Below are 21764 nucleotides of genomic sequence, written 5' to 3'. Positions count from 1 at the left end.
GCGTAATTCCTAGTGAATAGGTAGGCAATAAATCACGGCTTGTCCGATGCCAAATTCAGATTGCCTAACGGGAAGGTGTCGGCCAGCGTCACGCTATCGAGAATGCGCGCAGTTTCGTCGCGAACGCGCAGCATCAGGTGGCGAATGCGGCATTCCTGTTCCGGTACGCAGTTTTCGCAATGCTCGTGCGGCTCGCGGCTGGCGCAGGGAACCAGCGCGATTGAGCCGCGCATCAGGCGAACCACCTCACCGATGCGCACCTCGCTGGGGGCGGGTACCAGCACATATCCCCCTTCGCGTCCTCGCTGTGAACGCACCAGTCCCTCGCGTCCCAGTTCGGATAGGATAACGGTTAGGAATTTGGCCGGAATGTTCTGGACAGCGACGATCTCGGCCAGCGGTACCACGCCCTGTCCATGCCGATCGGCGAGATGTTGCAGCGCGCGGATCGCGTATCGGCTTTTCTGCGAAAGCATCACAGGCTTATGGGCGGTGAGTGGTTCGATTTCAAATACAGCGCATCCTGAGCATGCGGGAGCTCGTGGACCGTGCCGGTTTTGCCGGAAGCATTGGGTTGTGATTCACGCTGCAATATCGATGTTGTTCGCGGCAGCATAATATTGATCTTCGGCTTCGGCAGGTGGCAAGTTGCCGATGGGCTTCAGCGGCCCCACGATCGTCGAACCAGTCGACCCATTCGAGCGTGACATATTCGACAGCTTCGAAGCTGCGCCATGGCCCACGCCTGTGGATGACCTCGGTATTGTAGAGGCGGTGATGGGCTGGCCTACGCTTGTGAAACGCCTGTTCCAGGACATCGAGCACGAAGCTGGCATGGGCCGTTTTGCTGGCCCACCAGCTGACAATCCGCCGAGCATAGGCATCGATGACGCAGGCAACGTAGACGAACCCGGTTGGATAGGCGTGCGGATAGAACGCGCTTTGACATCAAAGCGGAACGCATGGGCATCTTGCTGCACTCGCAGAGCGGCGCAGGGGCAATCCGGGGCGGAGGTTGCATAAGTCAGATCCTCCGGCTAGGGAATTGCGAGTAATAATGATTCGCAATTATGGGGACTCAGTGAACAGGCTGGTGTTAGGTGGACTGGTGGGCGTTTCGATCGCTGCCGGGAGCGCTTCGGCGCAGCAAGGGCCCGACGGGCGCACCGCAGCGCCGGTGTCCCCGGCGGTGGTCGCCGGGGCGGATGCCCGAACCGCGCAGGACCAGCCGAACCCGCAGGAAATCGTCGTCACGGCAGACCGGCGTGGCACGTTCAGCGCCGACTATGTCCAGGCCGGCACCTTCCGCGATTCCCGCCTGCTCGACACGCCGCTGACGGTCGCCATCCTCACTCGCTCCATGCTTGATGCGCAGCAGGTGCAGTCGCTGGGCGGAGCGATGCGCAACACGCCGGGCGTGACCGAGGCGCAGATCAACACCAGCATCTACAGCAACCTCTCGATCCGCGGGATTCCGGTCAACAACTTCACCAATGTCCGCTGGAACGGCGTGCTCCCGGTCATCAACCTTATCGAGCAGCCGATCGAGAGCAAGGACCGTATCGAAGTGCTGAAGGGGGCGGCGGGTCTTTATTACGGCTTTGCCGCTCCGTCCGGGATCATCAACCTCGTCACTGAGCGTCCGACCGCGCAGCCGGTGACCCGCTTCGCCGTCCATGGCGATGCGAACGGATCGGTGGGTGCCGATGTCGATGTGGGCCGGCGTATCGGCGATGTCGGGTTCCGCGTGAATGCAGGCAGTTCGCTGCTGCGTACCGGCGTGTCGCGTACCGATGGCGAGCGGTTCTTCACCACCGGCGCGTTCGACTGGCAGGCGAGCGAGCGGCTGAAGGTGCTGCTCGACGCGGAATATATCTACAAGACCATTTCCGAGCCGGCAGTGATCAGCCTCACCGCGGTCAAGGGCGCCATCACGCTACCGCCGATGCCGCCGGCCTCGCGCAATCTTGGCGACCGCTGGATGCAGGCGCGGGGACGTGAAATCAACCTGCTCGCGCGCATCCACTATCAGCTTGCGTCCGACTGGCGGCTAGCGCTGGCCGTCGGGCAATCCTATCTCACCCGCGACCGCGCTTTCTCTTCGTTCGGCGCCTATGATCTCGCGACGGGGAACGGGCGGCTTACCGTCGCGCAGACCAGCGGCAATGATTATACCAGCCGGGTCTATCGGGGTGATCTGTCGGGCCGCATACGGACGGGGCCGGTGGTGCACGATATTCTGGTGGGCGTCGCCTACCAGACCCGCGACGGCGCCGTGCCAACCGCCGTCCGGCGCAGCTTTGCCCAGAATCTCTATGCGCCGGTGTCGATCGCGCCGCAGCCTGCCGCGCCGCGGATCATTCCCAATCCGACGCAGACGACGGATCTGGGTGTCTATCTGTTCGACCGCGCCTCGCTCGGCGAGTGGCTGCAGGCGACGATCGGCTATCGCAAGACCGAATATATCGATGAAAGCCGGACCAGCCGGCTCCGGATCACGCCCGGCACTTTCTCTTACGGAGTGCTGGTCAAGCCGGTGCACTGGGTCAGCGTCTATGGCAATTACATCGAGGGCCTGGAGCCTGGCCCGGTCGCGCAGCAGATCGCGAACAATGCCGGTGAGATATTGCCGGCGGCGGTCAGCAAGCAGAAGGAAGCAGGGGTGAAGGTGGAGCCCCTGCGCGGGCTGGTGCTGACCGGCGGCTGGTTCCGCATCAGCCGTCCTTCCGCCTATCTCAACAGCGCCAATTTCTTCGTTCAGGATGGCCAGGCGGTATATGAAGGCGGCGAGTTCGGCGCGGTGGGCGAAATGACGCCGCACCTGTCGCTTTCTGCCAGCGCGATGACGCTGGATGCCACCCAGCGTTCGGGTGCCGCCAGCGTGGTCGGCAAGCGGATCGAGAATGTCGCTCGCTTTTCCGGCTCCGTCTTCCTCGAATACCGCGTGCCGCAGCTTCCCGATCTGCGCCTTTCGGCGGGCATGTTCCATGTCGGCCCCCGCGCGGTCGATGCGCTCAATCAGGCGTTCGTGCCCGGCTATGATACGTTCGATCTGGGGGCCAGCTATGGCTTCGCACTGCTCGGCAAACGCGCGACGGTGCGCGCCTACGGGCAGAATGTCACCGGCAAGCGATATTGGGCGGCCACGGGCTCCGACCTGCTCGCACCGGGCCTGCCCGCAACGGTGCGGCTGTCGCTCGACATCGCGCTGTAAGGCGGCGGGCGCGCTTACCCGATGCCCAGCGCCTGCCGCTCTGCGTCGGTGAAGACCCTGCCGCGGGTGAGGAAGCGCTTCTCGCGGCCATTGTCTAGACTGAACATCCCGCCGCGTCCTTCGACCACGTCGAGGATCAACTGGGTGTGCGCCCAGGCCTGCCCCTGCGCCTTGCCGATATAGACCGGCACGCCGTCGACTTCGCCGAGCAGCGTGTCGCTGTCGCCGGTGATGAACTCGCCGGCCGGGTAGCACATCGGCGAGGAGCCGTCGCAACAACCGCCCGACTGATGGAACAGGATCGCGCCGTGTTCGGCCCTGATCTCGCGGATCAGGGCAATCGCCGCCGGTGTGGCGATGACGCGCGCGACGTCGTTCGTCCCGTCCTGCATGGTCGTTGCTCCTGCCGTGCCGAAACCGCGCAGGCGCCCGGCCCGCAAATGGACCGGGCACCCGCAGGCCGGGATCAGAAGAAGCCCAGCTTCTTCGGGCTGTAGCTGACCAGCATGTTCTTCGTCTGCTGGTAATGATCGAGCATCATCTTGTGCGTCTCACGTCCGATGCCCGACTGCTTGTACCCGCCGAACGCGGCATGTGCCGGATAGGCGTGGTAGCAATTGGTCCATACCCGGCCCGCCTGGATGGCGCGGCCGAAGCGGTAGCAGGTGTTCGCCTCGCGGCTCCACACGCCGGCGCCCAGGCCGTAGAGCGTGTCGTTGGCGATGTGCAGCGCCTCGTCCGCGTCCTTGAAGGTGGTGACCGATACGACCGGACCGAAGATTTCTTCCTGGAATATCCGCATCTTGTTGTGTCCGCGGAACACGGTCGGCTGGACATAATAGCCGCCCGCCAGTTCGCCGCCGAGGTCGGCCGCCTGGCCGCCGATCAGCAGTTCGGCACCTTCCTGCTTGCCGATGTCGATATAGGACAGGATCTTCTCGCGCTGTTCCGACGAGGCTTGCGCCCCGATCATCGTCGCGGGATCGAGCGGGCTGCCCTGCACGATCGCAGCGACGCGCTGCAGCGCCTTTTCCATGAAGCGGTCGTAGATCTTCTCGTGGATCAGCGCGCGGCTTGGACAGGTGCAGACCTCGCCCTGGTTGAGCGCGAACATCACGAAGCCTTCGATCGCCTTGTCGAGGAAGTCGTCATCCTCGCGCGCCACGTCTTCGAAGAAGATGTTGGGCGATTTGCCGCCCAGTTCCAGCGTCACCGGGATCAGGTTCTGGCTGGCATATTGCATGATCAGCCGGCCGGTGCTGGTCTCGCCGGTGAAGGCGATCTTGGCGATGCGCGAACTGGACGCCAGCGGCTTGCCGGCCTCCAGACCGAAGCCGTTGACGATGTTGAGCACGCCGGGCGGAAGCAGGTCGCCGACAATGTCGATCCATACCATGATCGAGGCGGGCGTCTGCTCGGCCGGCTTCAGCACGATGCAGTTACCCGCGGCAAGCGCCGGCGCCATCTTCCACGCAGCCATCAGCAGCGGGAAATTCCACGGGATGATCTGGCCGACCACGCCCAGCGGCTCGTGGAAATGATAGGCTACCATGTCATGATCGATCTCGCCGATCGAGCCTTCCTGCGCGCGGATAACGCCCGCGAAATAGCGGAAATGCTCGATCGCCAGCGGCACGTCGGCGGCCATGGTCTCGCGGATCGGCTTGCCGTTGTCCCACGTCTCGGCAATCGCCAGCCGCTCCAGATTTTCCTCCATGCGGTCGGCGATGCGGTTGAGAATTCGCGCGCGCTCGGCGACCGAGGTGCGGCCCCAGGCGTCCTTCGCCTTGTGCGCGGCGTCCAGCGCGGCCTCGACATCCTCCGCCTGGGAGCGGGCGATCTCGCCCACCACCTTGCCGGTGACGGGGCTGACATTCTCGAAATAGCGGCCGGCAACCGGCGCAACCCAGCGGCCGCCGATGAAATTGTCATAGCGCACGGCGAAAGGCGCCTTGAGCCCGGTGACAAGCCGATCCTGAACGATGGCGTCCATGTGCCTCTTGATCCTCTTCCTAGCGATGAAGGCGCCGTGGTCCGGCGTCTCTGCTGGGAGGATAAGTCCGATAATCGGTGCGGGGAAAGCCGGGGGGCAACGATTGATCGAGGCACCTGTCTCAATCGCGAGACAGGTCGGCAGCGGATTATGCTAGTGCTTGACCCCCGCCCGCGCCAGCCGCCGGTACAGCGTCGCCCGGCCCACACCCAGCAGCCGGGCTGCCGCACTGGCATTGCCGCCGGCCCGGGCAAGTGCCTGGCGAAGGACGGTGCGGTCGCCATCATCGAAGCCGGGAACGGCATCCTGCCCCAGCAACTGGCCGACCGAGCGCGGCACGACGAGTGGATCGTCGATGCCGAGACGGATTCGTGCGGCACGGGTAGCGCCGACCACCATGTCGTCCTTGTCCGCTGCGAGCAATGCCGTGCCGCCCGAAGCATCGTCGGAAAGGAAGAGGATACGGTGGCCGTCGAAATGGCTGCAGAAATAGTCGCGTTCGATCCGGCGGGCGGCGTCGCGGACGATCGCTGCAATCATTTCCGCCATGGCCGGGCCGTGATCGTCGCGGCAGCTCGACACGTCGAGCGCTGCTACCAGCCGGCCGTGCGGATCGTGCACCGGCGCATCCATGCAGCTGATGCCGATATTGCGGGTGGCGAAATGCTGGTCGCGATGGATCACCACCGCGCGGTCTTCGGCAAGGCAGGTGCCGATGCCGTTGGTGCCCTCATTCGCCTCGTCCCAGCGGCCGCCTTCGACCAGCCCGGCATGGGCGAACCCGGCGGCGTCGCTTTCCTCCACGCGCCGGGCGAGGATCACGCCATCGCGGTCGCTCAGCAGGACGCCGCATCCGGATCGACCGACATAGCGGAACGTCTGGTCTATAACCGGCGCCGCGATAGCCAGCAGGGCATCGTGGGCGGCGCGCCGTTCAGCGAGTGCGGCCTCGTCGAGCCGGATGCGGCCGGGATGGCGTTCGGGATCCAGCCCATGGTGGAGCGCCGAGCGGCACCAAGACGCCGCGATCGCCGACTGCGCGGGCAGGGCGGCGGAATGAATCGCGTCGAACACGCGATCGGCGTGTTGAGGCCCGTCGGACATCGCTTCTCCTGGCGCGATCTTCTTCCCCGTACTCGTGCTTGTCAAATCCGGGAATTTGCCAGGCGGTTACATATCCGGCGCGCCGCGCCGCCGCTATAGGGCGAGCGCGATGGTCTGCTGGAGATGTGCCACCATCGCGGTCACGCGGGCAGGGGGATCGGGCGCGTGAACGGCGAAAACACCTGTCTCTTCCGATCCGGCATAATCCGGCAGCACGCGCTGCAGCGCCCCTTCGGCCAATGCCTGCGCCACGTCCCATAGCGAACGCAGCGCAATGCCGCAGCCACCGATGGCCAGCTCGCGCACCACTTCGCTTGAATTGGTGCGGACGAAGCTGGTGCCCGTTTGCAGGACCGGCCCTTCCGGCCCCTGAAGGCGCCAGGGAAGCTGGCTGTCGGTTGCGAGCAGCCGGTGCCGCGCGAGGTCGCCGAGCGACTGTGGTTCGCCTGCGGCCTCCAGATATGGCGGGGCGGCACAAAGTACGCGCTGGCTGGTGCCGAGCCGATGGCCGATCAGTCCCGACCCGACCTGTCCGCTAATCCGGATTGCCAGATCGTGCCGGCCACCCAACAAATCGATCAATTCGTCCGAAAGATCGATCGACAGTTCGACATCGGGGTGGGCTGCGAGAAATGCCGGCAGCGTGGGAACGACGTGCATTCGGCCGAACGAGGTGGGGGCGGTGATGCGCAATATTCCCCGCACCGCGCTGTGACGGCCTGCGATCCGTCCCTCGGCTGCAGCCAGCGCCGCGCGGAGCGGGGCCAGCGTATCGAGCAGCTCCTTGCCCGCCGCGGTCAGTGCCAGTCTGCGCGTGGTTCGCTGCAGCAGTCGCGCGCCTAGCCGTTCCTCCAGTCGCGCGAGGCGTTTCGATAGGGCTGGCGGCGACAACCCCCGCGCCCGCGCCGCCGCTGAAATGGATTCGGCATCGAGGATGTCGAGGAATAGATCATAATCCGGATCGAACATTCGTAACTCATGGGAACAGGTGCTATAAATTATTTCCTTCTACCGCTGAAATTTGGGTCGCGCTACAAGCGTGCTCGGGCAGAGACGAGAGAGGAAGGACAATGGGCGAGATGGTGGAACGGGCCGGGCTGCGGGTCGCGTCGATTCTGGTGGACTTTGTCGAAACCCATGTGCTGCCCGGCACCGGTATCGCTGCCGACGCTTTCTGGCGTGGCGCTGCGGGCATTTTCGAGCAGTTCTCCCCCCGTAACCGGGCGCTGCTGGCGACGCGCGACGCGCTTCAGACCACCATCGATGACTGGCACCGGGAGCGCGCCGGTCAACCCCATGATCCGTTCGCCTATGCCGCCTTGCTCCGCGAGATCGGCTATCTAGTGCCGGAGCCTGCGCCGTTCCGGGTCGATCCCCACAATGTCGATCCCGAACTGGCGTCGGTTGCCGGGCCGCAGCTGGTCGTGCCGGTGCTGAATGCGCGCTTCCTGCTCAACGCCGCCAATGCGCGCTGGGGCAGCCTGTATGACGCGCTTTATGGGACCGATGCGATTCCGGGTGCGACAGCGACGCCGGGCTATGATCCCGTGCGGGGGGCTCAGGTGATCGCCTGGGCCAAGGCGTTCCTCGATCGCGCGGTGCCGCTTGCGACGGGAAGCTGGTCCGATTGGGACGGCACGGCGCCGACGCTCGTCGACCCGGCGCAACTCGTCGGGCGGGCAGGGGACTCGCTGCTCTTCGTGCGCAACGGCCTGCACATCGAAGTCGTGATCGATCGTACGCACCTGATCGGCAAGAGCGATCCGGCCGGCATCGCCGACATCGTTCTCGAATCGGCGCTTTCGACAATCTGCGATTTCGAGGACTCGGTCGCGGCGGTCGATGCGGAGGACAAGGTGCTCGCCTATGCCAATTGGCTGGGGCTGATGCGCGGCGACCTGGAAGAAACGTTCGACAAGGGCGGCAAGACCGTCACGCGACGGCTGGCGCCCGACCGCGCCTATGTCGCGCCCGACGGCACGGGCTTTACGCTGCCGGGCCGTTCGCTGCTGCTGGTCCGCAATGTCGGGCATCTGATGACGACACCGGCCGTTCTGCTGCCCGATGGCAGCGAGGCGCCGGAGGGGATTCTGGATGGCATTGTCTCCTCGGCCATCGCGCTGCACGATCTGAAAGGGACCGGGCCGCTGCGCAACAGCCGCGCCGGATCGGTCTATATCGTCAAGCCTAAGATGCACGGGCCGGAGGAAGTCGCCTTCGCCAACGATCTGTTTGATGCGATCGAAGACCTTCTGGGTCTTGCCCGCCATATGATCAAGATCGGCGTGATGGACGAGGAGCGCCGCACCAGCGCCAATCTGGCGGCGTGCATCCATGCGGTGAAGGATCGCATCGTCTTCATCAACACCGGCTTCCTCGATCGCACCGGTGACGAGATTCACACGTCGATGCAGGCCGGCGCGATGCTGCGCAAGGGCGACATGAAGGCGAGTGCATGGATTCATGCCTATGAGAATCGCAACGTCCAGATCGGGCTGGCCTGCGGGCTTTCGGGCAAAGCGCAGATCGGCAAGGGCATGTGGGCGATGCCCGATCGAATGGCCGACATGCTCGCGCAGAAGATCGGCCATCCGCAATCGGGCGCAACCACCGCCTGGGTGCCCTCTCCAACGGCGGCGACGCTGCACGCCACCCATTATCACACGGTCGACGTGTTTGCGCGTCAGGCAGAGCGGGCGGCGGAGCCGGTCGCACCGCTCGAGGCGCTGCTGACCATCCCGCTTGCCCAAGGGCAGAACTGGTCGGCGGAAGCGATCCGCGACGAAATCGACAATAACGCCCAGGGAATATTGGGCTATGTCGTGCGCTGGGTCGATCAGGGTGTCGGCTGCTCGAAGGTGCCGGACATCCATGATGTCGGCCTGATGGAAGACCGCGCGACGCTGCGCATCTCCAGCCAGCACCTCGCCAACTGGCTGCTCCACGGCGTGGTCACCCCCGAGCAGGTGGACGAGGCTTTGTTGCGCATGGCGGCGAAGGTGGACGCCCAGAACGAGGGCGATCCGCTCTACCGGCCGATGGCGAGCGATCCGGCCGCGAGCTTGGCCTTCCAGGCGGCCCGGGCGCTGGTGTTCGAAGGCGTAGCCCAGCCCAGCGGCTATACCGAACCGCTACTCCATGCTTTCCGCGCGAAGGTGAAGGCAGAGCCTGTCATCGCCTAGGCGTTGTGGCGGGTGCGGGGAATCTGGCGGATCGGCAGAACCTGCTGGCCGCCGCCAGAGCTCTGCCGATCATCGCGCCTTACGCGGTGAGGAAGAACATCGCCTGCTTACTTGGGTGACGGCGGCGTGGCGCTCGCCAGCGACGCTGCCCCGATCACGTCGATGGGCAAGCCAAGGCCTTCCAGCTGGGGCCGCACCTTGGCCGCATCCCCCACCACTATCCAGACGAAACGGCCCTGCTTCAGCGCCGCGCGCGCCGCCGCGTCGAGTTCGGCGACGGTGAAGCCGCGGTAGCGCGCGGCAATGTGATCGTAAAAATCGTCCGGGCGGCGGCGCAGGTCGTTGGTCTGCATCGCGACGAGCACCGCGCCCGAGGTTTCGAAGCGCCCGGCCAGTTCGCCGATGGCCCCGTTCACGTCGCGCGCCAGCTCGGCCGGGGTCACTCCTCTGCTCGTCAGGAACGCATCGACCTGGTCGCGGATCGCGCGGATCGAATCGCCGGTGCGATCGGCCTGCACCGGTGCCTCGATGGCGTAAGGCACGGCATGTTCGAGCCAGTCGAAACTGCCGCCGGCACCATAGGACCAGTGCCGGTGCTCGCGCAGTTCCATGTTGATGCGCGACGCGAAGCCGCCCCCGAGCGCCTGGTTGGCCGTGATCGCCGCCAGCAGCTCGGTTTTGGGGTCGAGCGGCGTCATCTGCCCGGCGCGGATCAGCGATTGCGGTGCATTGGGCCGATCGACCAGCACGATGCGCGGCTCGGCCGATCGGGGCGCGGCGGCGAAGATTTTGGTACCTGCCGGCCCCTCGCCGCGCCAATCGCCGAAGCGCGCCTCCAGCACCGCCTTGATACGCTCCAGCGGCATGTCGCTGACCACGAACAGCTTGGCCTTTTCGGGGCGGATCCATGCATGATGGAAGGCGATCAGGTCTTCCCGGCGCAGCGCTGCAATCGCCGCCGGATCGCCCGTGCCGTTGCCGATCTTCGCATAGGGATGGCCGGGGCCGTAGAGCAGCCCGGCCATTGCCCGGCCTGCGAGGCTGGAGGGATTGGCGAGGCCAAACTGGATCGAAGTAAGCGCGCTCGCTCGCAGCCGCTCGACTTCCGCAGGCGTAAAGGCGGGGCGGCGCGCGATGTCCGCGAACAAGGCGGCCGCGGCGTCCAGATTGGTGCTGGGGGTGCCGAACGTGATCCAGCTGCGATCGGCGGAATGGCCCGACTGGACCTCCGCACCCAGCCGTTCCTCAGTCTCGGCGATCGCGACGGAATCGCGGCTGGTCGTGCCGGCCTCAAGCAGGGCTAGCGCCAAATTCTGCGTGCCGGGCTTGTCGTCAGGATCTGCGGTCACGCCGGCATCGAAGCTGAGGACGATCCGCGTATACGGTACCGCCCCCTGCTGCGCATACACGATCTCGATACCGTTCGAGAGACGCGTGCGCGTGACGGCGGGGAAGCGGATGTCCTGCACCATGCCTACGGCAGGGAGCGGCCCGCGGGTGCCCTTCGGTATCGCTTCCGAAACTGCGGTCGTGGGGGCTGCCGGCTTCGCTTCCTGATAGGCCGGTCGCTCGCCAGCTTCGACGACCACGGTAAGCGCCGGGCGCGTGAGCCATTTCGCCGCCGCTGCGCGGGCCTTTGCGGGGGTCATCGTCGCGATGGCGGCGAGGCGCTGGTGGAACTGGCCCGGATCACCGGCATAGAGCGCGCCCTCGGCGAGCGCCGCCGCCTGGGCGGAGGTGGACTCCAGCCCAAGGATCGTGCGGGAAACCTGGCTCGTCGCGACGCGCAGCACTTCGTCCGCGCTGGGGCCCTTGGCGATCAGATCGGCCAGAATGGCGTCGATCCGCTTTTCCACCAGCGCCGCATCGACGCCCGGCTTCAGCACCGCCTGGATCTGGAACATGCCGAGCTGGGCCAGCGGATCAATCCCGGCCGAGACATGGACGGCGAGCTTTTCGCCGCGCACCAGCGCATTGTTGAGGCGCGAACTGGCCAGCCCGCCGAGCACCCCGCCGAACACCTGCAGCGCCGCCGAGTCCGGATCGTTCACGCCCGGCACCGCCCAGCTGCGCACCAGCATGGTCGCTGCGACATGATCCTTCAGCACGATCGTTTTCGGCGTCGGAAGCGTCGGGATCGCCACTTGGGGACGTTCGCTCTTCGGGCCGGCAGGAATGGCGCCGAAATATTTCTCCACAAGCGGCCGCGCTTCGGCCGCATCGATATCACCGGCGAGCACCAGCACCGCATTGTTCGGGCCGTAATGGGCTTGGAACCAGGCTTTCACATCGGCCAGGCTCGCCCGGTCCAGATCGGCCATCGATCCGATCGGCGCATGGCCATAGGGCGTGGTACCGAGCAGGCCGTCGAGCACCGCATATTGCAGGCCGCTATAGGGCTGATTGTCGCCCTGACGCTTCTCGTTCTGGACGACGCCGCGCTGCTGATCGAGCACGTTTTGGGTGATCGCGGGGGTGAGCCAGCCCATGCGATCGCTTTCGATAAAGAGTGCCCGTTCCAGAGCGGGCTTCGGCACCGTTTCGAAGTAATTGGTGCGATCGAAATTGGTCGTGCCGTTCATGTCGGTGGCGCCGACCTGCCTGAGCTGTTCGAACACGCCGCCGGGCGCATTTTGCGAGCCGTTGAACATCAGATGCTCGAAAAGGTGTGCGAACCCCGTCTTGCCGGCGGGCTCATGCTTTGAGCCGACATCGTACCAAATCGACAGCGCCACGACGGGCGCCTTCCGATCAGTATGGACGATCACCCTCAGGCCATTGGCGAGCGTAAACTGGGCATAGGGCAATTTCACCTGGTCGACGAGCGTTGCGACCGGCGCGGTGCCCTGCTGAGCGACGGCCGGCGCGCAAGGAAGCGCCAGCGCGAGCAAGGTGCTGCCGGTCACCAGGAGACACTTCATCGTCGCAATGCCCTTAAAGATGGTGCGCAAGGGCTGAAGGGACGGGCGCTTCGGCGAGCATCCGCACCAGTAGCGCGGCGAATTCGTCATAGCGCTCGACGACGCGGCGGTTCGTGCGTGCAAGATTGGCTTCGTACCGGCGTGCCAGATCGGGGTCTGCCGCGTGGAACAGCTTCGGATAAGGAACCGGCTCGCCTGCGGCGCGGGCGGCTTCATGTTCTTGCCAAAGGCGATCGAGCAACGCCATGCTTCGGCGCCCATCCTCCTCCGACCAATCGGGGTTCGCCTCCAGCTCTGCCAGATCGATCCAGCAGCGCAGCATGGTGGTAAGGGTCGAGCGGTCGCGGTCCGCCGGCCAACAGGCCGCTTCGCTCATCTTTGCCCGCGCCCGCGCAACACCATCGAGCGAGGCGTCCACCGGCGCCAATACTGCGCGCCGAATTTGCTTCCATGCGTCCCGGTCGGGGGCCGCGCCGTCGAGCTGCTGCTGATGGAGTGCACGGACCCGCGCGAGGAGCCCCCCGTCCCCTGCGATTTCGGGGGCGTCGAGCAGGTACAAGGCGAGGCGTGTCGGCAGCTGGGCCAGATCGGCACCTGGTGTCACTGCCGCCAGTGCCGCGAGCAGGAAAATCGTCTCGTTGCCCGGCGCTCGCACGCGCGGCGCAAGCAGCATCAGCAGCGCCGCTATCGGCAGCGGAAGGTCGCTTCGCATCGCTAGCGCGTCGGCATCGGCGATCGCCTCGCCTTTTGCCACCGCCTCGAGCAACGCCGCTTTCCGGGCCGGATCGCCCGCAAAGGCGAGCGTCACGCGGCATCCTCCAGCAGCATGGAAAGACGGGCGCGCGTTTGCACGCCCATCAGCCGCTCGCGCAGTTCGCCCCCCTGAAACAGCAGGAGCGTCGGCAAAGTCGCGACAGCGAAGCGTTCCTTCAACTCCGGCTGCTCGTCGACATTGACCTTCACTATTCGCGCCTCGCCGGCAAATTCCTCGGCCAAATCCTCCAGTGCCGGCAGCAGCATCTTGCAGGGGCCGCACCAGGGCGCCCAGAAGTCGACCAGCACGGGCTCCGCAGCCTCCAGAACCAGCGTGTCGAAGGTTTCGGCGGTGGCCACTTGTACGCTACTCACATTATCTCTCCTGTTCCCTCGTTCGTCACGCGCCGCGCCCGCCGACCATCATTGCATCGATACGGATGGTAGGTTGCCCCACGCTCACATCGAGCGTCTGTCCCTGCTTGCCGCAGGTCGCGACGCCCTCGTCGAGCGCGAGGTCGTGTCCGACCATCGAAATCTGTTTAAGCGCCTCATGGCCGACGCCGATCAGCGTCGCCCCTTCGATCGGCGCCGTGATCCTGCCATCCTCGATCCGCCACGCCTGGGTGGTCGAAAAGTTGAAGCGACCGCTGGTGATGTCGACCTGGCCGCCCCCGAACGCCGTTGCGTAGATGCCGTTCTGCACCGAACGCAATATATCGGCCGGGTCTTCCTGGCCTGCCGCGAGGAAGGTGTTGGTCATGCGCGGCATCGGAAGATGCGCATGGCTCTGCCGACGGCCATTGCCCGTCGGACGCGCATTCATCAGCCCGGCATTGAGCCGGTCCTGCATAAGGCCGGTGAGAATGCCGTCTTCCACCAGCACGGTGCGTTCGGGTGCCGTGCCTTCGTCGTCCATTCCCAGCGAGCCGATGCGGCCCGCGATGCCGCCATCGTCGATCACGGTCACCCCGGGCGCGGCGATGCGTTCACCCAGCCGCCCACCGAAGGCAGAGAGGCCTTGGCGGTGGTGATCGCCCTCCAGCCCATGGCCTACCGCCTCGTGGAACAAGACGCCGGGATAGCCGGGGCCGAGTACGACCGGCATCGTGCCGGCCGGTGCCGGCCGCGCATCGAGGTTGATCAGCGCCATCTCGGTCGCTTTGGCAACGGCGTGGACGACGGCTGCATCGCCAAAGCCCGCCAGATCGTGCCTGCCGCCAAGCCCCCCAAAGCCGCGGGCGCGCCGCCCGCCAGGCGCTTCGGCCACTACCATCAACCGTAGCTGGACCATCGGTCGCACATCGGCACCCAGCCGACCGTCAAGATCGGCAACCAGCACGACCTGCTCGCTTGCCGCCAATTGGGCGTCGACCCGAACGATTCGCGAATCTGCCGCCCGCGCCCATGTCTCGACTCGCTCCAGCAGGGAGATCCACGCCGCAGCTTCGGCGCCCGCGACCGGATCGATCGCCGGATAGAGCGTGTGGCCGGGCTGTTCGCCGCCAAGCCTGATAGCGGCTGGCGCGGCATCGCCGCTGCTCTGCCGCAGCCCGCGCACAGCCTCGGCCAGCGTCCGCAGCGCCGGCGCGCGCATGTCGGCCGAATAGGCGAAGCCGAGCGCCGCGCCGCGTGCCGCGCGCGCGCCCACGCCTTGCGTAATGCCGAAGCTGCCGGCCCGAACCCGGCCGTCCTCCAGTCGCCAGCTCCGCGATGTCCGTGCTTCGAAATACAGGTCGCCCAGATCGGCGCCGCCGGCAGCCAGCTGACCCAGTGCATGCTCAATATCCGTGCGGTCGAGTCCGGCGGGCGCCAGGATGCGCGCCTGGGCCTGCCCCATTGCCGACATGGTCATGCGCCACCTCCCAGTTGCATCGCCTCGATCAGGATAGATCCGGTGCGCACTGCGCCCTGGCGCTGGACATCGTCACCCACTGCAACCACCGCGCGCCACATGTCGCTCAGTCGCCCGCCGATCGTCACATCGGTCACAGGGTGGATGATCGCGCCGCCCTCCACCCAGAAGCCCGACACCGCCTGGGTCCAGTTTCCGGTAACGGGGTCGCTGCCGCCCCCCTGCAACTGTGTCACGAGCAGACCGGTCCCCATGGCCCTGCGCAGCGCGGCTGCGTCGCCGCCGGGTGCGCGACTGGTCAGGGTCAGGTTCCAGGGGCCATCGGCATTCCCGGTCGAAGGCATCCCCAGACGCCGGCCCGAGGCGGCGTTGAGGAAATAGCCCGCACAGACCCCGGCATCGAGGATCGGGCGCCGGCGGCCCGAAACTCCTTCGCTGTCCCATCCGCCGCTGGCGAGACCAAAGGGCTCGAACGGGTCTTCGATCAGGTCGAGATGCGTCGCCGCGACCACGCTGCCCAGCGCCCCCGGCAGCCAGCTGGCCTTGCTATATTGCGCACGGCCGAACAGCGCCTGCGTAAGCGCATGAACCAGCGCCGGGGCGATGCGTGCGTCGAACAGCACCGGCGCGCGCTGTCCGGCGACTGTGCGGGCGCCCAGTTGTGCTGCGGCGCGCGCCACGGCTTCCTCGGCCAGCACGTCCATCGGGTCCAGCCGATCGAAGCGCCGGTCGACACTTTGCGCAAAGTCGCGGATCGCGCCGTCGCCATCCTGCGCCAGCGCTGCAGCCCATTGTGCATGGGTGGAAACAGCGCGGGATCGACAGAACCCCGCCGACGTCGCGAGCGCGGAGAGGTGGTCGCTCGACGTTACGCTGACCTCATTCGCCCGCACCGTCGCCGATGCCCGGGCCGCCGCCGCCACGGTCAGCGCCTCGAATTCCAGCGCGCGCGTCAGCAACGCCTCGGGCGACTGCCCCGAATGGGCGAAGCATTCGGGCGCCGGCGTTACGAACGCCAGCGCCGATATTTCGGGCAAGCCCGCATCGGGGTCCGGCTGCACTGCATCGGCGATGACCAGCGCTTCATTCACCACGCGCGCCAGCGATGCATCATCCAGGGCAGCGGTGCTCGCTGCGCCGCTGCGGCCGCCGCGATAGACGGTCAGCGACAGCGCCTGATAGCCGTCGCGCACGGCGCTTTCGGCATGGCCATTGCGCACCTTGATGCTAACGCCGCCGCCGGCCCGCGCGGTTGCGCAGACCTCGTCGGCGCCCATCTCCTGCGCCAACGCCACCGCCCGGGATGCGACATCGCGCAGGCTGGATTCGTCGCAAGCCGCGTAGCCTGTCACTGAGCATCTCCGGTGGGAATCACATCGCCTCGGGCAATCCCGTCTTCGATCCGCAACGCATGGGTGTGATAGCACCGCAGGCGATCGTCATGGACGACGCTGACCAGGGTAAGTCCCGGCATCTCGGCCAGGATCTGCTCGTGGAAGAAGCGTGCATTGTCGGCATCAAGCGCGCTCGTCGCTTCATCGAGCACCAGCAGATCGGGGCGATGCAACAGAATACGTGCCAGTGCGACGCGCTGCTGCTCGCCAGGCGACAATTCCTCCTGCCACTGCCGCGCTGCGTGCATCTGCTCGACATGGCCGGAAAGGCGGACACGCATGAGGAGGGCGGCAATCGCCGCATCGTCATGCGCCTCGGGCAGATCCGGGAAACAGATCGCCGCCTTCAGGCTGCCCAGCGGCAAATAGAGTCGCTGTGGCACGAACATGACGGTGCCGGTGCCCGACAGCGTCACCATGCCTGCGCCGTCCGGCCATAGACCGGCGATCGCCCGCAGCAAGGTACTCTTGCCGGCGCCCGACGGGCCTTGCACCACCCAGCGCTCGCCGCGCCGGACCGTCCAGTCGCCAACGTCGAGCAATTGCTGACCATCGGGGCGTGCCAGCCGAAGGGCATGCGTGGTGATCGCCGCCTCGGCCAGATCCGGCGCGAAGGCGAAACCGATACCGCGTGGGCGCTCGTCGTCGATTGCATCGTCGAGTGCGCGCACGCGATTGATGTTCGCGAGCTGCTGGCCGATCCAGCTGAACTGCTGGACGAAGATTGACAGGTTCTGGACCATCGTACCGAACGCATCGCGTGCGCCCATCACCTGGCCGAAGCTGATCGCACCGGCGAAATAGCGGGGCACCAGCAGCATGATCGGGACGACGCCGCCGACGCGCTGGTACACGCCGTCGCCGACCTGGATTCCCAGGTTTGCCAGGATGTAGCGGTGATAGGTTCGTGCAACCTGGTCGAACGCGGCGCGCAGCGCACCCGCTTCCGTATCGACGGCTCCGGCAAAGCCGATCTGCGCGGCGTTGCGGCGGATATGCATCAGATCGGCGCGCAAATCCGCTTCGACATGCTGCAGTCGCATCAGCGCCCGGACGAAGGGCCGACCGATCCAACCGATTACGAAACTGCCGAACAGCGCGTAGAGCACGGCATACCAAATCGTGCCGCCCGGAATGGAAACGGCCGTGCCGAAGAGGTGGAAGCGGATCGGCTCCGCTGTTTCCATAAGGATGAACGCAAAGGTGACGCTGCCGACGATACTGCCGATAAAAGCCAGCAGGATGTTGACTATGTTGGGGATGTTGCCGCGGGTGCCGGTCAGGGCACCAATATCATCAGTGATGCGCTGGTCAGGATTGTCGATAAGCCGCAGCCGTTCGATTTCCGCAAAGCGATTGCGAGCAAGATAGCGCGCGACATAGCGGTCGGTCAGAAATCGGCGCCAGCGAATGCCTAGCACCATGGTGATCAGGCTGTTTAGCGCGCCGGTGAAAACCTGCACCGCAATGATCACGAAGAACAGCAGGACAAGCCAAGGAAAATGCGCCACATCGCGTTTGGCAAGCGCGTCATAAAATGCCTGCTGCCAGCGATTGGTGGCGACGAACATGTAGGTTGTACCGAACTGGAAGCCGAGCAGCACCACCACGGCGAACCAGGCGAACTTCCAATCGCGCGATACCCAGTAGCTGCCGATGAGCCGCACGGCATGGGCCCAGCGCCCGCGCGCTGGCTTAGAAGAAGAGAGGTTCGCCTCGCGGCGAACCTCCCCGGTCTGGTTCGGTTGGGACGTCATACAGGGATGCTCTTGCTGCCTTTCAGCGGAACCGATAGCCTAGCGTTACGCGAACCGAACGCGGTTCCTGGATCGGCAGATACGAAGTCTGGTAGCTGATCCCATAGTTCAGGCGATCGAACACGTTGCGCACGCCCACGTTCAGATCGAACGCCCGCCATTTCAGGAAAAAGTTCGCGTCTGCCTGCACCGCCGGCGGGAGATAGAAGGATCCAGTGCGTGTCACCGCCGCGCTGGAACGCCCGAACAGACCCATGCCGAGTCCAGCCGTGACTTCGCTGCTTAAGGGACGGCGATAGGATGTGTAGAAGCTGTACTGGTCCTTCGGCTTGCCCTGAGGCGTGTTCCCATATTGGGAGAAGGTCAGCATCTTATAGTCGGTGCGTGTATAGGATGCCGAAACCATCCAGTCGTGCGAGATTTCGCCGCTGAGATGCAGGTCGATACCTTCGCCCTGCAGACCCGGTGTCGCCAACTGGTAGCCGGGATGCTGCAGATCGGCCACCAGCGACACGCTCTGGTATAGGCGGAACCACGAGGCGTTCAGCAGCATGCGGCTGCCGAACAGGTCCACCTTGACGCCGGCTTCTGAGTTGCGCGTCTTTAGATCGGGAAGCTTGTTGCGCTGCCAGTCCACCGTCGTATTCGGTGAATATCCATAGGCTTGTGAACCGTATAGCGACACGCTCTTTGTCAGGTCGATGATAACACCAAAATTGGGCGTGGTAGAACCATTCGATTGGTAGTTGGACCGGTTGGTAGAGTAATTGGCAATCCTGCTCTCATATTCGTTCCGGCGAACGCCCGCGAGGAGACGAATTTTCCATAGGTTGAACTGATATTGCGCGTAATAGCCGGTCTGGCTGGACGTGAGCCTGTAGTCTTGGCGGTTGATTGCTGGAATTGCCGGCGCGGGCGCTGTCGCGCTGAGCACGTTGTAGGAAAAGAATGAGCCTTTCGAGCTACTCAGCGCCAGCGTGTCGTTGGCGACATAGGTGGCGCCAGCGACCAGTTGGTGCTTCACCGGTCCGGTGGAAGCCTTGACCCGGACATAACCGTCTACCGCGTCCGAAGACACCTTTTGCAAGCTATGGCTATTGCTGGAGAAGACGTCGCCACTGCCGCCCATGACGCCATAGGGGGAATAGGATGCGAGATCGAGATCGATTTCCTGATGCTGGCCGCGTGCCACGACGGTCAACCAGCTTGCCACCTCCTGCGTGATCTCGCCGAAGACCTGCGTTGATTCGGTGCGCACGCCCTGCTGCTTGTGGCCGTAGAGCGGCTTGTCCCGCGCGATTGCGAAGGGCTGGTTGGTAGCCGGATTGAGCAGCGTGTAGGGCGAGGCGCCGGTGAATTGATCGCTCAGCGAAACGCTGAAGATCGCGTCGGTCTTGTCGTTTTTGAACCGGACGCTCGTTGCGATCAGATTGTCGCGCGTGCCGGCATACCCGCCCCAGTTGCGGTCCGCTTGGTTGACGCTGGCGATCGCGCGCGCGCTGAACGTGTGCGAAGCATTCAGCCCGCCGGTGGCATCCAGCGTCGCGCGATACTGGCCGAACGAGCCGCCTTCCAGCACCGCGTATACATAAGGGTCGGCCGCCGGTTTCTTCGTGACGATATTGACTGTGCCGCCAAGGTTGTTGGCGCCTGCCAGCAGCGCGTCGGGGCCTTTCAGCACTTCCAGCCGTTCGACATTGACCATCGACTGCGTGCCGCTAGCCGCCTGGCCCAGCGCCGCTGTGCCTGCCAGGCCGTTGGTGATGCCTACGGTATCGAAGCCGCGTACGCTATAGGTGATGCCGCTCTGCACCGTGGCATTGTTGACCATGACTCCGCCCGCATTGCGCAGCGCGTCGGTAATCGACTGTGACTGCTGCTCTTGCATGAGCTTGGAGGTGATCACCTGCGCATTGCGCGGCTGTTCGCGTAGCGACAATCCGGTGCGGGAGGAGGTTGTGGTCGTGCGTGCGGCGTAGCTGGTCTCCGCCTCGTCCCGCGCGGCCGTGACGACGACTTCGGCGAACACGTCGATCTTGCCGTCTCGCAGTTCTAGCGACAGTCCTTGGCCATTGATGGCCTGGCGCACTGCGGCCACGGCATCGGTCGCCGAAACAGGCCGCGACAGCCGGCCACGCACCGCATCCGGATCGAAATTGATCGTACGGCCGCTCTGCTCGGCGATTTCCTTAAGCGCGCTTGCAAGTGACATCGACGGAACCGAAATCTGTCGGGTTTGTGCAGCGGCGGGCACCACGCAGGTTGCCATCGACAAGGCGCTCGCGCCAAGCATCCAGCACATCATATTCGAACGAAGTAGCTTCATCCTTCCCCCCTTCTTGCAGCACAGGCTGACCGGCGCGGCGTGCCGCGTTCCGGTGCGGCGTGCCGCACCTGATAGCGCTCAATGAACGGTGGTCAGCCTCCCTGAGCCGACCGAGTTGGTGCCCGGATACGGGCCGTTCCTTGCCCTGCTCGCAGCTGTCACACGCTTGTTCCCCCGCTTGCGGGCCTGCGTCTGTCCAGCAGCTGTCATGAGGATGCAATCAATCTGAAATGCCGACAAATCAGTAATGATGATACGCGCATCAATCTGATTGATGGCCATATCGTGCGAGCGCCGCGCCTATTTCCAGTAAATCGCCCGGCGCAGTTCGTGGAGGATCCATTCCACATGCGGGGCACGCTCCAGGTGCGCAGGCCATTGCGCGACCACCGACGCAGTGGGGAACGCCGCCGCGGACACATCGACGAGTCGCACGGGAGTCATCGCCGCATAATATTGCCCCAGCCATGAGCTGACTGTCGCGATCAGGTCGGTGCGCTCGACCAATGCGGGCAACATTGCATACATGCTGGTGCGGACGACGATGTCACGCTTCGCCAGCAGGGGATGATCCAGCCCGTTCAGGTTGACGCGCTCCATATCCTCGGAAAGCGCGGCGTGTCGCGCACCCAGATATTCCGTAATCGACATGGCATCGCCGAAATCGGGATGGTTGCGACAAACGATGGCGGTGTGCGTCGATTCGAACAGCGTTCGCGTTGGCAGCGCCGGATCGGCCATTTGCCCGGGCAAGATGGCGACATCCACGCCGCGGTCGAACAGCGCCTGTACCGATCCATAATGGAACGGCACCAGATGGATTTGCAGCCGCGGACCCTGCTGCAGCAGGCGCGGAATCACCGTCCGCAGGAACATCAGTTCGATCTCCTGCGGTGCAGCGATCGAAATGATGCGCTCCGCAGTTGCGGGATCGAACTCCAGGCGCAGGTCGAGCACGTCGTCTGCCTCACGCAGGATTCGCATTACCCGCGGCAGCAGCGCCTCGCCCAGAGCAGTCAGTCGCCGTTCGCCATGCCCATAGATGACGATCGGGTCGTCAAAATGCTCCCGCAACCTCCGCAGTGCCATGCTCATCGCCGGTTGGCTCAGCGAGTTCATGCGCCCCGCTTCGGTCAATGTGGTCGCGCGCAGAATTGCGGCCAGCGCATAGAATAGGTTCAAATTCAGCCGCCGCAGGCTCTGCTGCGGATGCCGGGCATCATCGACCATGAGTCTCTCTCACTACCTGAACGGATGTTTCCGAG

The 21764-nt window shown here is 65.0% G+C and carries 15 protein-coding genes and 1 pseudogene; 2 read left to right on the top strand and 14 right to left on the bottom strand.

Features of this window, described 5'->3' with window-relative positions; genetic code table 11:
- Positions 1-32: 32 nt before the first annotated feature.
- Positions 33-476: an RrF2 family transcriptional regulator gene (locus ACT53K_RS08930; RefSeq protein ID WP_476228254.1), complete on the bottom strand. Its 444-nt coding sequence runs from the start codon at positions 474-476 to the stop codon at positions 33-35.
- A 105-nt stretch (positions 477-581) separates the two neighbouring features.
- Positions 582-912, bottom strand: a pseudogene (locus tag ACT53K_RS08925) (IS3 family transposase); the annotation flags it as partial.
- Between the two features lie 169 nt (positions 913-1081).
- Here ACT53K_RS08925 and ACT53K_RS08920 point away from each other — a divergent pair.
- The gene (locus ACT53K_RS08920) at positions 1082-3214 is read left to right on the top strand and encodes a TonB-dependent siderophore receptor (protein WP_476228253.1); all 2133 of its coding nucleotides are present in this window, start codon (positions 1082-1084) and stop codon (positions 3212-3214) included.
- Positions 3215-3228: 14 nt separating this feature from the next.
- Here the strand turns inward: ACT53K_RS08920 and ACT53K_RS08915 are convergent, their stop codons facing one another.
- The 4 genes from ACT53K_RS08915 to ACT53K_RS08900 form a co-directional block, all read right to left on the bottom strand.
- A complete protein-coding gene (locus tag ACT53K_RS08915; protein WP_476228252.1) occupies positions 3229-3606 on the bottom strand; it encodes a DUF779 domain-containing protein in 378 nt (125 codons plus the stop codon).
- A gap of 74 nt (positions 3607-3680) precedes the next feature.
- Positions 3681-5207, bottom strand: a complete 1527-nt coding sequence (gene adh, locus ACT53K_RS08910; RefSeq protein WP_476228251.1) for an aldehyde dehydrogenase — start codon at positions 5205-5207, stop codon at positions 3681-3683.
- Positions 5208-5360: 153 nt separating this feature from the next.
- Positions 5361-6311 carry a GAF domain-containing protein gene (locus ACT53K_RS08905; RefSeq protein WP_476228250.1) on the bottom strand — a complete coding sequence of 317 codons (951 nt, stop codon included), beginning with the start codon at positions 6309-6311 and terminating at the stop codon, positions 5361-5363.
- Positions 6312-6404: 93 nt separating this feature from the next.
- Positions 6405-7280, bottom strand: coding sequence for a LysR family transcriptional regulator (locus ACT53K_RS08900; RefSeq protein ID WP_476228248.1), 876 nt, complete (start codon positions 7278-7280; stop codon positions 6405-6407).
- A 101-nt stretch (positions 7281-7381) separates the two neighbouring features.
- Here ACT53K_RS08900 and ACT53K_RS08895 point away from each other — a divergent pair, with 101 nt between their 5' ends.
- A complete protein-coding gene (locus ACT53K_RS08895) occupies positions 7382-9493 on the top strand; it encodes a malate synthase G (RefSeq protein ID WP_476228246.1) in 2112 nt (703 codons plus the stop codon).
- 107 nt (positions 9494-9600) lie between these two features.
- Here the strand turns inward: ACT53K_RS08895 and ACT53K_RS08890 are convergent, their stop codons facing one another.
- The 8 genes from ACT53K_RS08890 to ACT53K_RS08855 all read right to left on the bottom strand — a co-directional run bounded on the left by ACT53K_RS08890 (position 9601) and on the right by ACT53K_RS08855 (position 21729).
- Positions 9601-12414 carry a M16 family metallopeptidase gene (locus ACT53K_RS08890; protein ID WP_476228244.1) on the bottom strand — a complete coding sequence of 938 codons (2814 nt, stop codon included), beginning with the start codon at positions 12412-12414 and terminating at the stop codon, positions 9601-9603.
- 13 nt (positions 12415-12427) lie between these two features.
- Positions 12428-13222, bottom strand: coding sequence for a hypothetical protein (locus ACT53K_RS08885; RefSeq protein ID WP_476228242.1), 795 nt, complete (start codon positions 13220-13222; stop codon positions 12428-12430).
- Positions 13219-13542, bottom strand: coding sequence for a thioredoxin (trxA, locus tag ACT53K_RS08880; RefSeq protein ID WP_476228240.1), 324 nt, complete (start codon positions 13540-13542; stop codon positions 13219-13221). Before trxA ends, ACT53K_RS08885 begins: the two co-directional genes overlap by 4 nt.
- A gap of 25 nt (positions 13543-13567) precedes the next feature.
- Positions 13568-15022 (bottom strand): metalloprotease TldD, encoded by a 1455-nt coding sequence (gene tldD / locus ACT53K_RS08875; protein ID WP_476228238.1) that lies wholly within the window; start codon positions 15020-15022, stop codon positions 13568-13570.
- Complete coding sequence (locus ACT53K_RS08870) at positions 15019-16374, bottom strand: TldD/PmbA family protein (RefSeq protein WP_476228236.1); 1356 nt, start codon at positions 16372-16374, stop codon at positions 15019-15021. Before ACT53K_RS08870 ends, tldD begins: the two co-directional genes overlap by 4 nt.
- The gene (locus tag ACT53K_RS08865; protein ID WP_476228234.1) at positions 16371-18173 is read right to left on the bottom strand and encodes an ABC transporter ATP-binding protein/permease; all 1803 of its coding nucleotides are present in this window, start codon (positions 18171-18173) and stop codon (positions 16371-16373) included. Before ACT53K_RS08865 ends, ACT53K_RS08870 begins: the two co-directional genes overlap by 4 nt.
- A gap of 22 nt (positions 18174-18195) precedes the next feature.
- A complete protein-coding gene (locus ACT53K_RS08860; RefSeq protein WP_476228233.1) occupies positions 18196-20499 on the bottom strand; it encodes a TonB-dependent siderophore receptor in 2304 nt (767 codons plus the stop codon).
- Positions 20500-20799: 300 nt separating this feature from the next.
- The gene (locus ACT53K_RS08855; RefSeq protein WP_476228232.1) at positions 20800-21729 is read right to left on the bottom strand and encodes a LysR substrate-binding domain-containing protein; all 930 of its coding nucleotides are present in this window, start codon (positions 21727-21729) and stop codon (positions 20800-20802) included.
- Between the last annotated feature and the right edge of the window lie 35 nt (positions 21730-21764).

It is taken from the genome of Sphingomonas sp. DMC8 (genome assembly GCF_056314185.1).
This window is presented reverse-complemented; position numbering and strand designations above follow the sequence as displayed.

Coding starts and splice junctions, on each gene's coding strand:
- ACT53K_RS08930 (WP_476228254.1), bottom strand. CDS start 476: ATGCTTTCGCAGAAAAGCCGATACGCGATCCGCGCGCTGCAACATCTC.
- ACT53K_RS08895 (WP_476228246.1), top strand. CDS start 7,382: ATGGGCGAGATGGTGGAACGGGCCGGGCTGCGGGTCGCGTCGATTCTG.
- ACT53K_RS08915 (WP_476228252.1), bottom strand. CDS start 3,606: ATGCAGGACGGGACGAACGACGTCGCGCGCGTCATCGCCACACCGGCG.
- ACT53K_RS08855 (WP_476228232.1), bottom strand. CDS start 21,729: ATGGTCGATGATGCCCGGCATCCGCAGCAGAGCCTGCGGCGGCTGAAT.
- ACT53K_RS08900 (WP_476228248.1), bottom strand. CDS start 7,280: ATGTTCGATCCGGATTATGATCTATTCCTCGACATCCTCGATGCCGAA.
- adh (WP_476228251.1), bottom strand. CDS start 5,207: ATGGACGCCATCGTTCAGGATCGGCTTGTCACCGGGCTCAAGGCGCCT.
- ACT53K_RS08890 (WP_476228244.1), bottom strand. CDS start 12,414: ATGAAGTGTCTCCTGGTGACCGGCAGCACCTTGCTCGCGCTGGCGCTT.
- ACT53K_RS08865 (WP_476228234.1), bottom strand. CDS start 18,173: ATGACGTCCCAACCGAACCAGACCGGGGAGGTTCGCCGCGAGGCGAAC.
- tldD (WP_476228238.1), bottom strand. CDS start 15,022: ATGACCATGTCGGCAATGGGGCAGGCCCAGGCGCGCATCCTGGCGCCC.
- ACT53K_RS08905 (WP_476228250.1), bottom strand. CDS start 6,311: ATGTCCGACGGGCCTCAACACGCCGATCGCGTGTTCGACGCGATTCAT.
- ACT53K_RS08860 (WP_476228233.1), bottom strand. CDS start 20,499: ATGAAGCTACTTCGTTCGAATATGATGTGCTGGATGCTTGGCGCGAGC.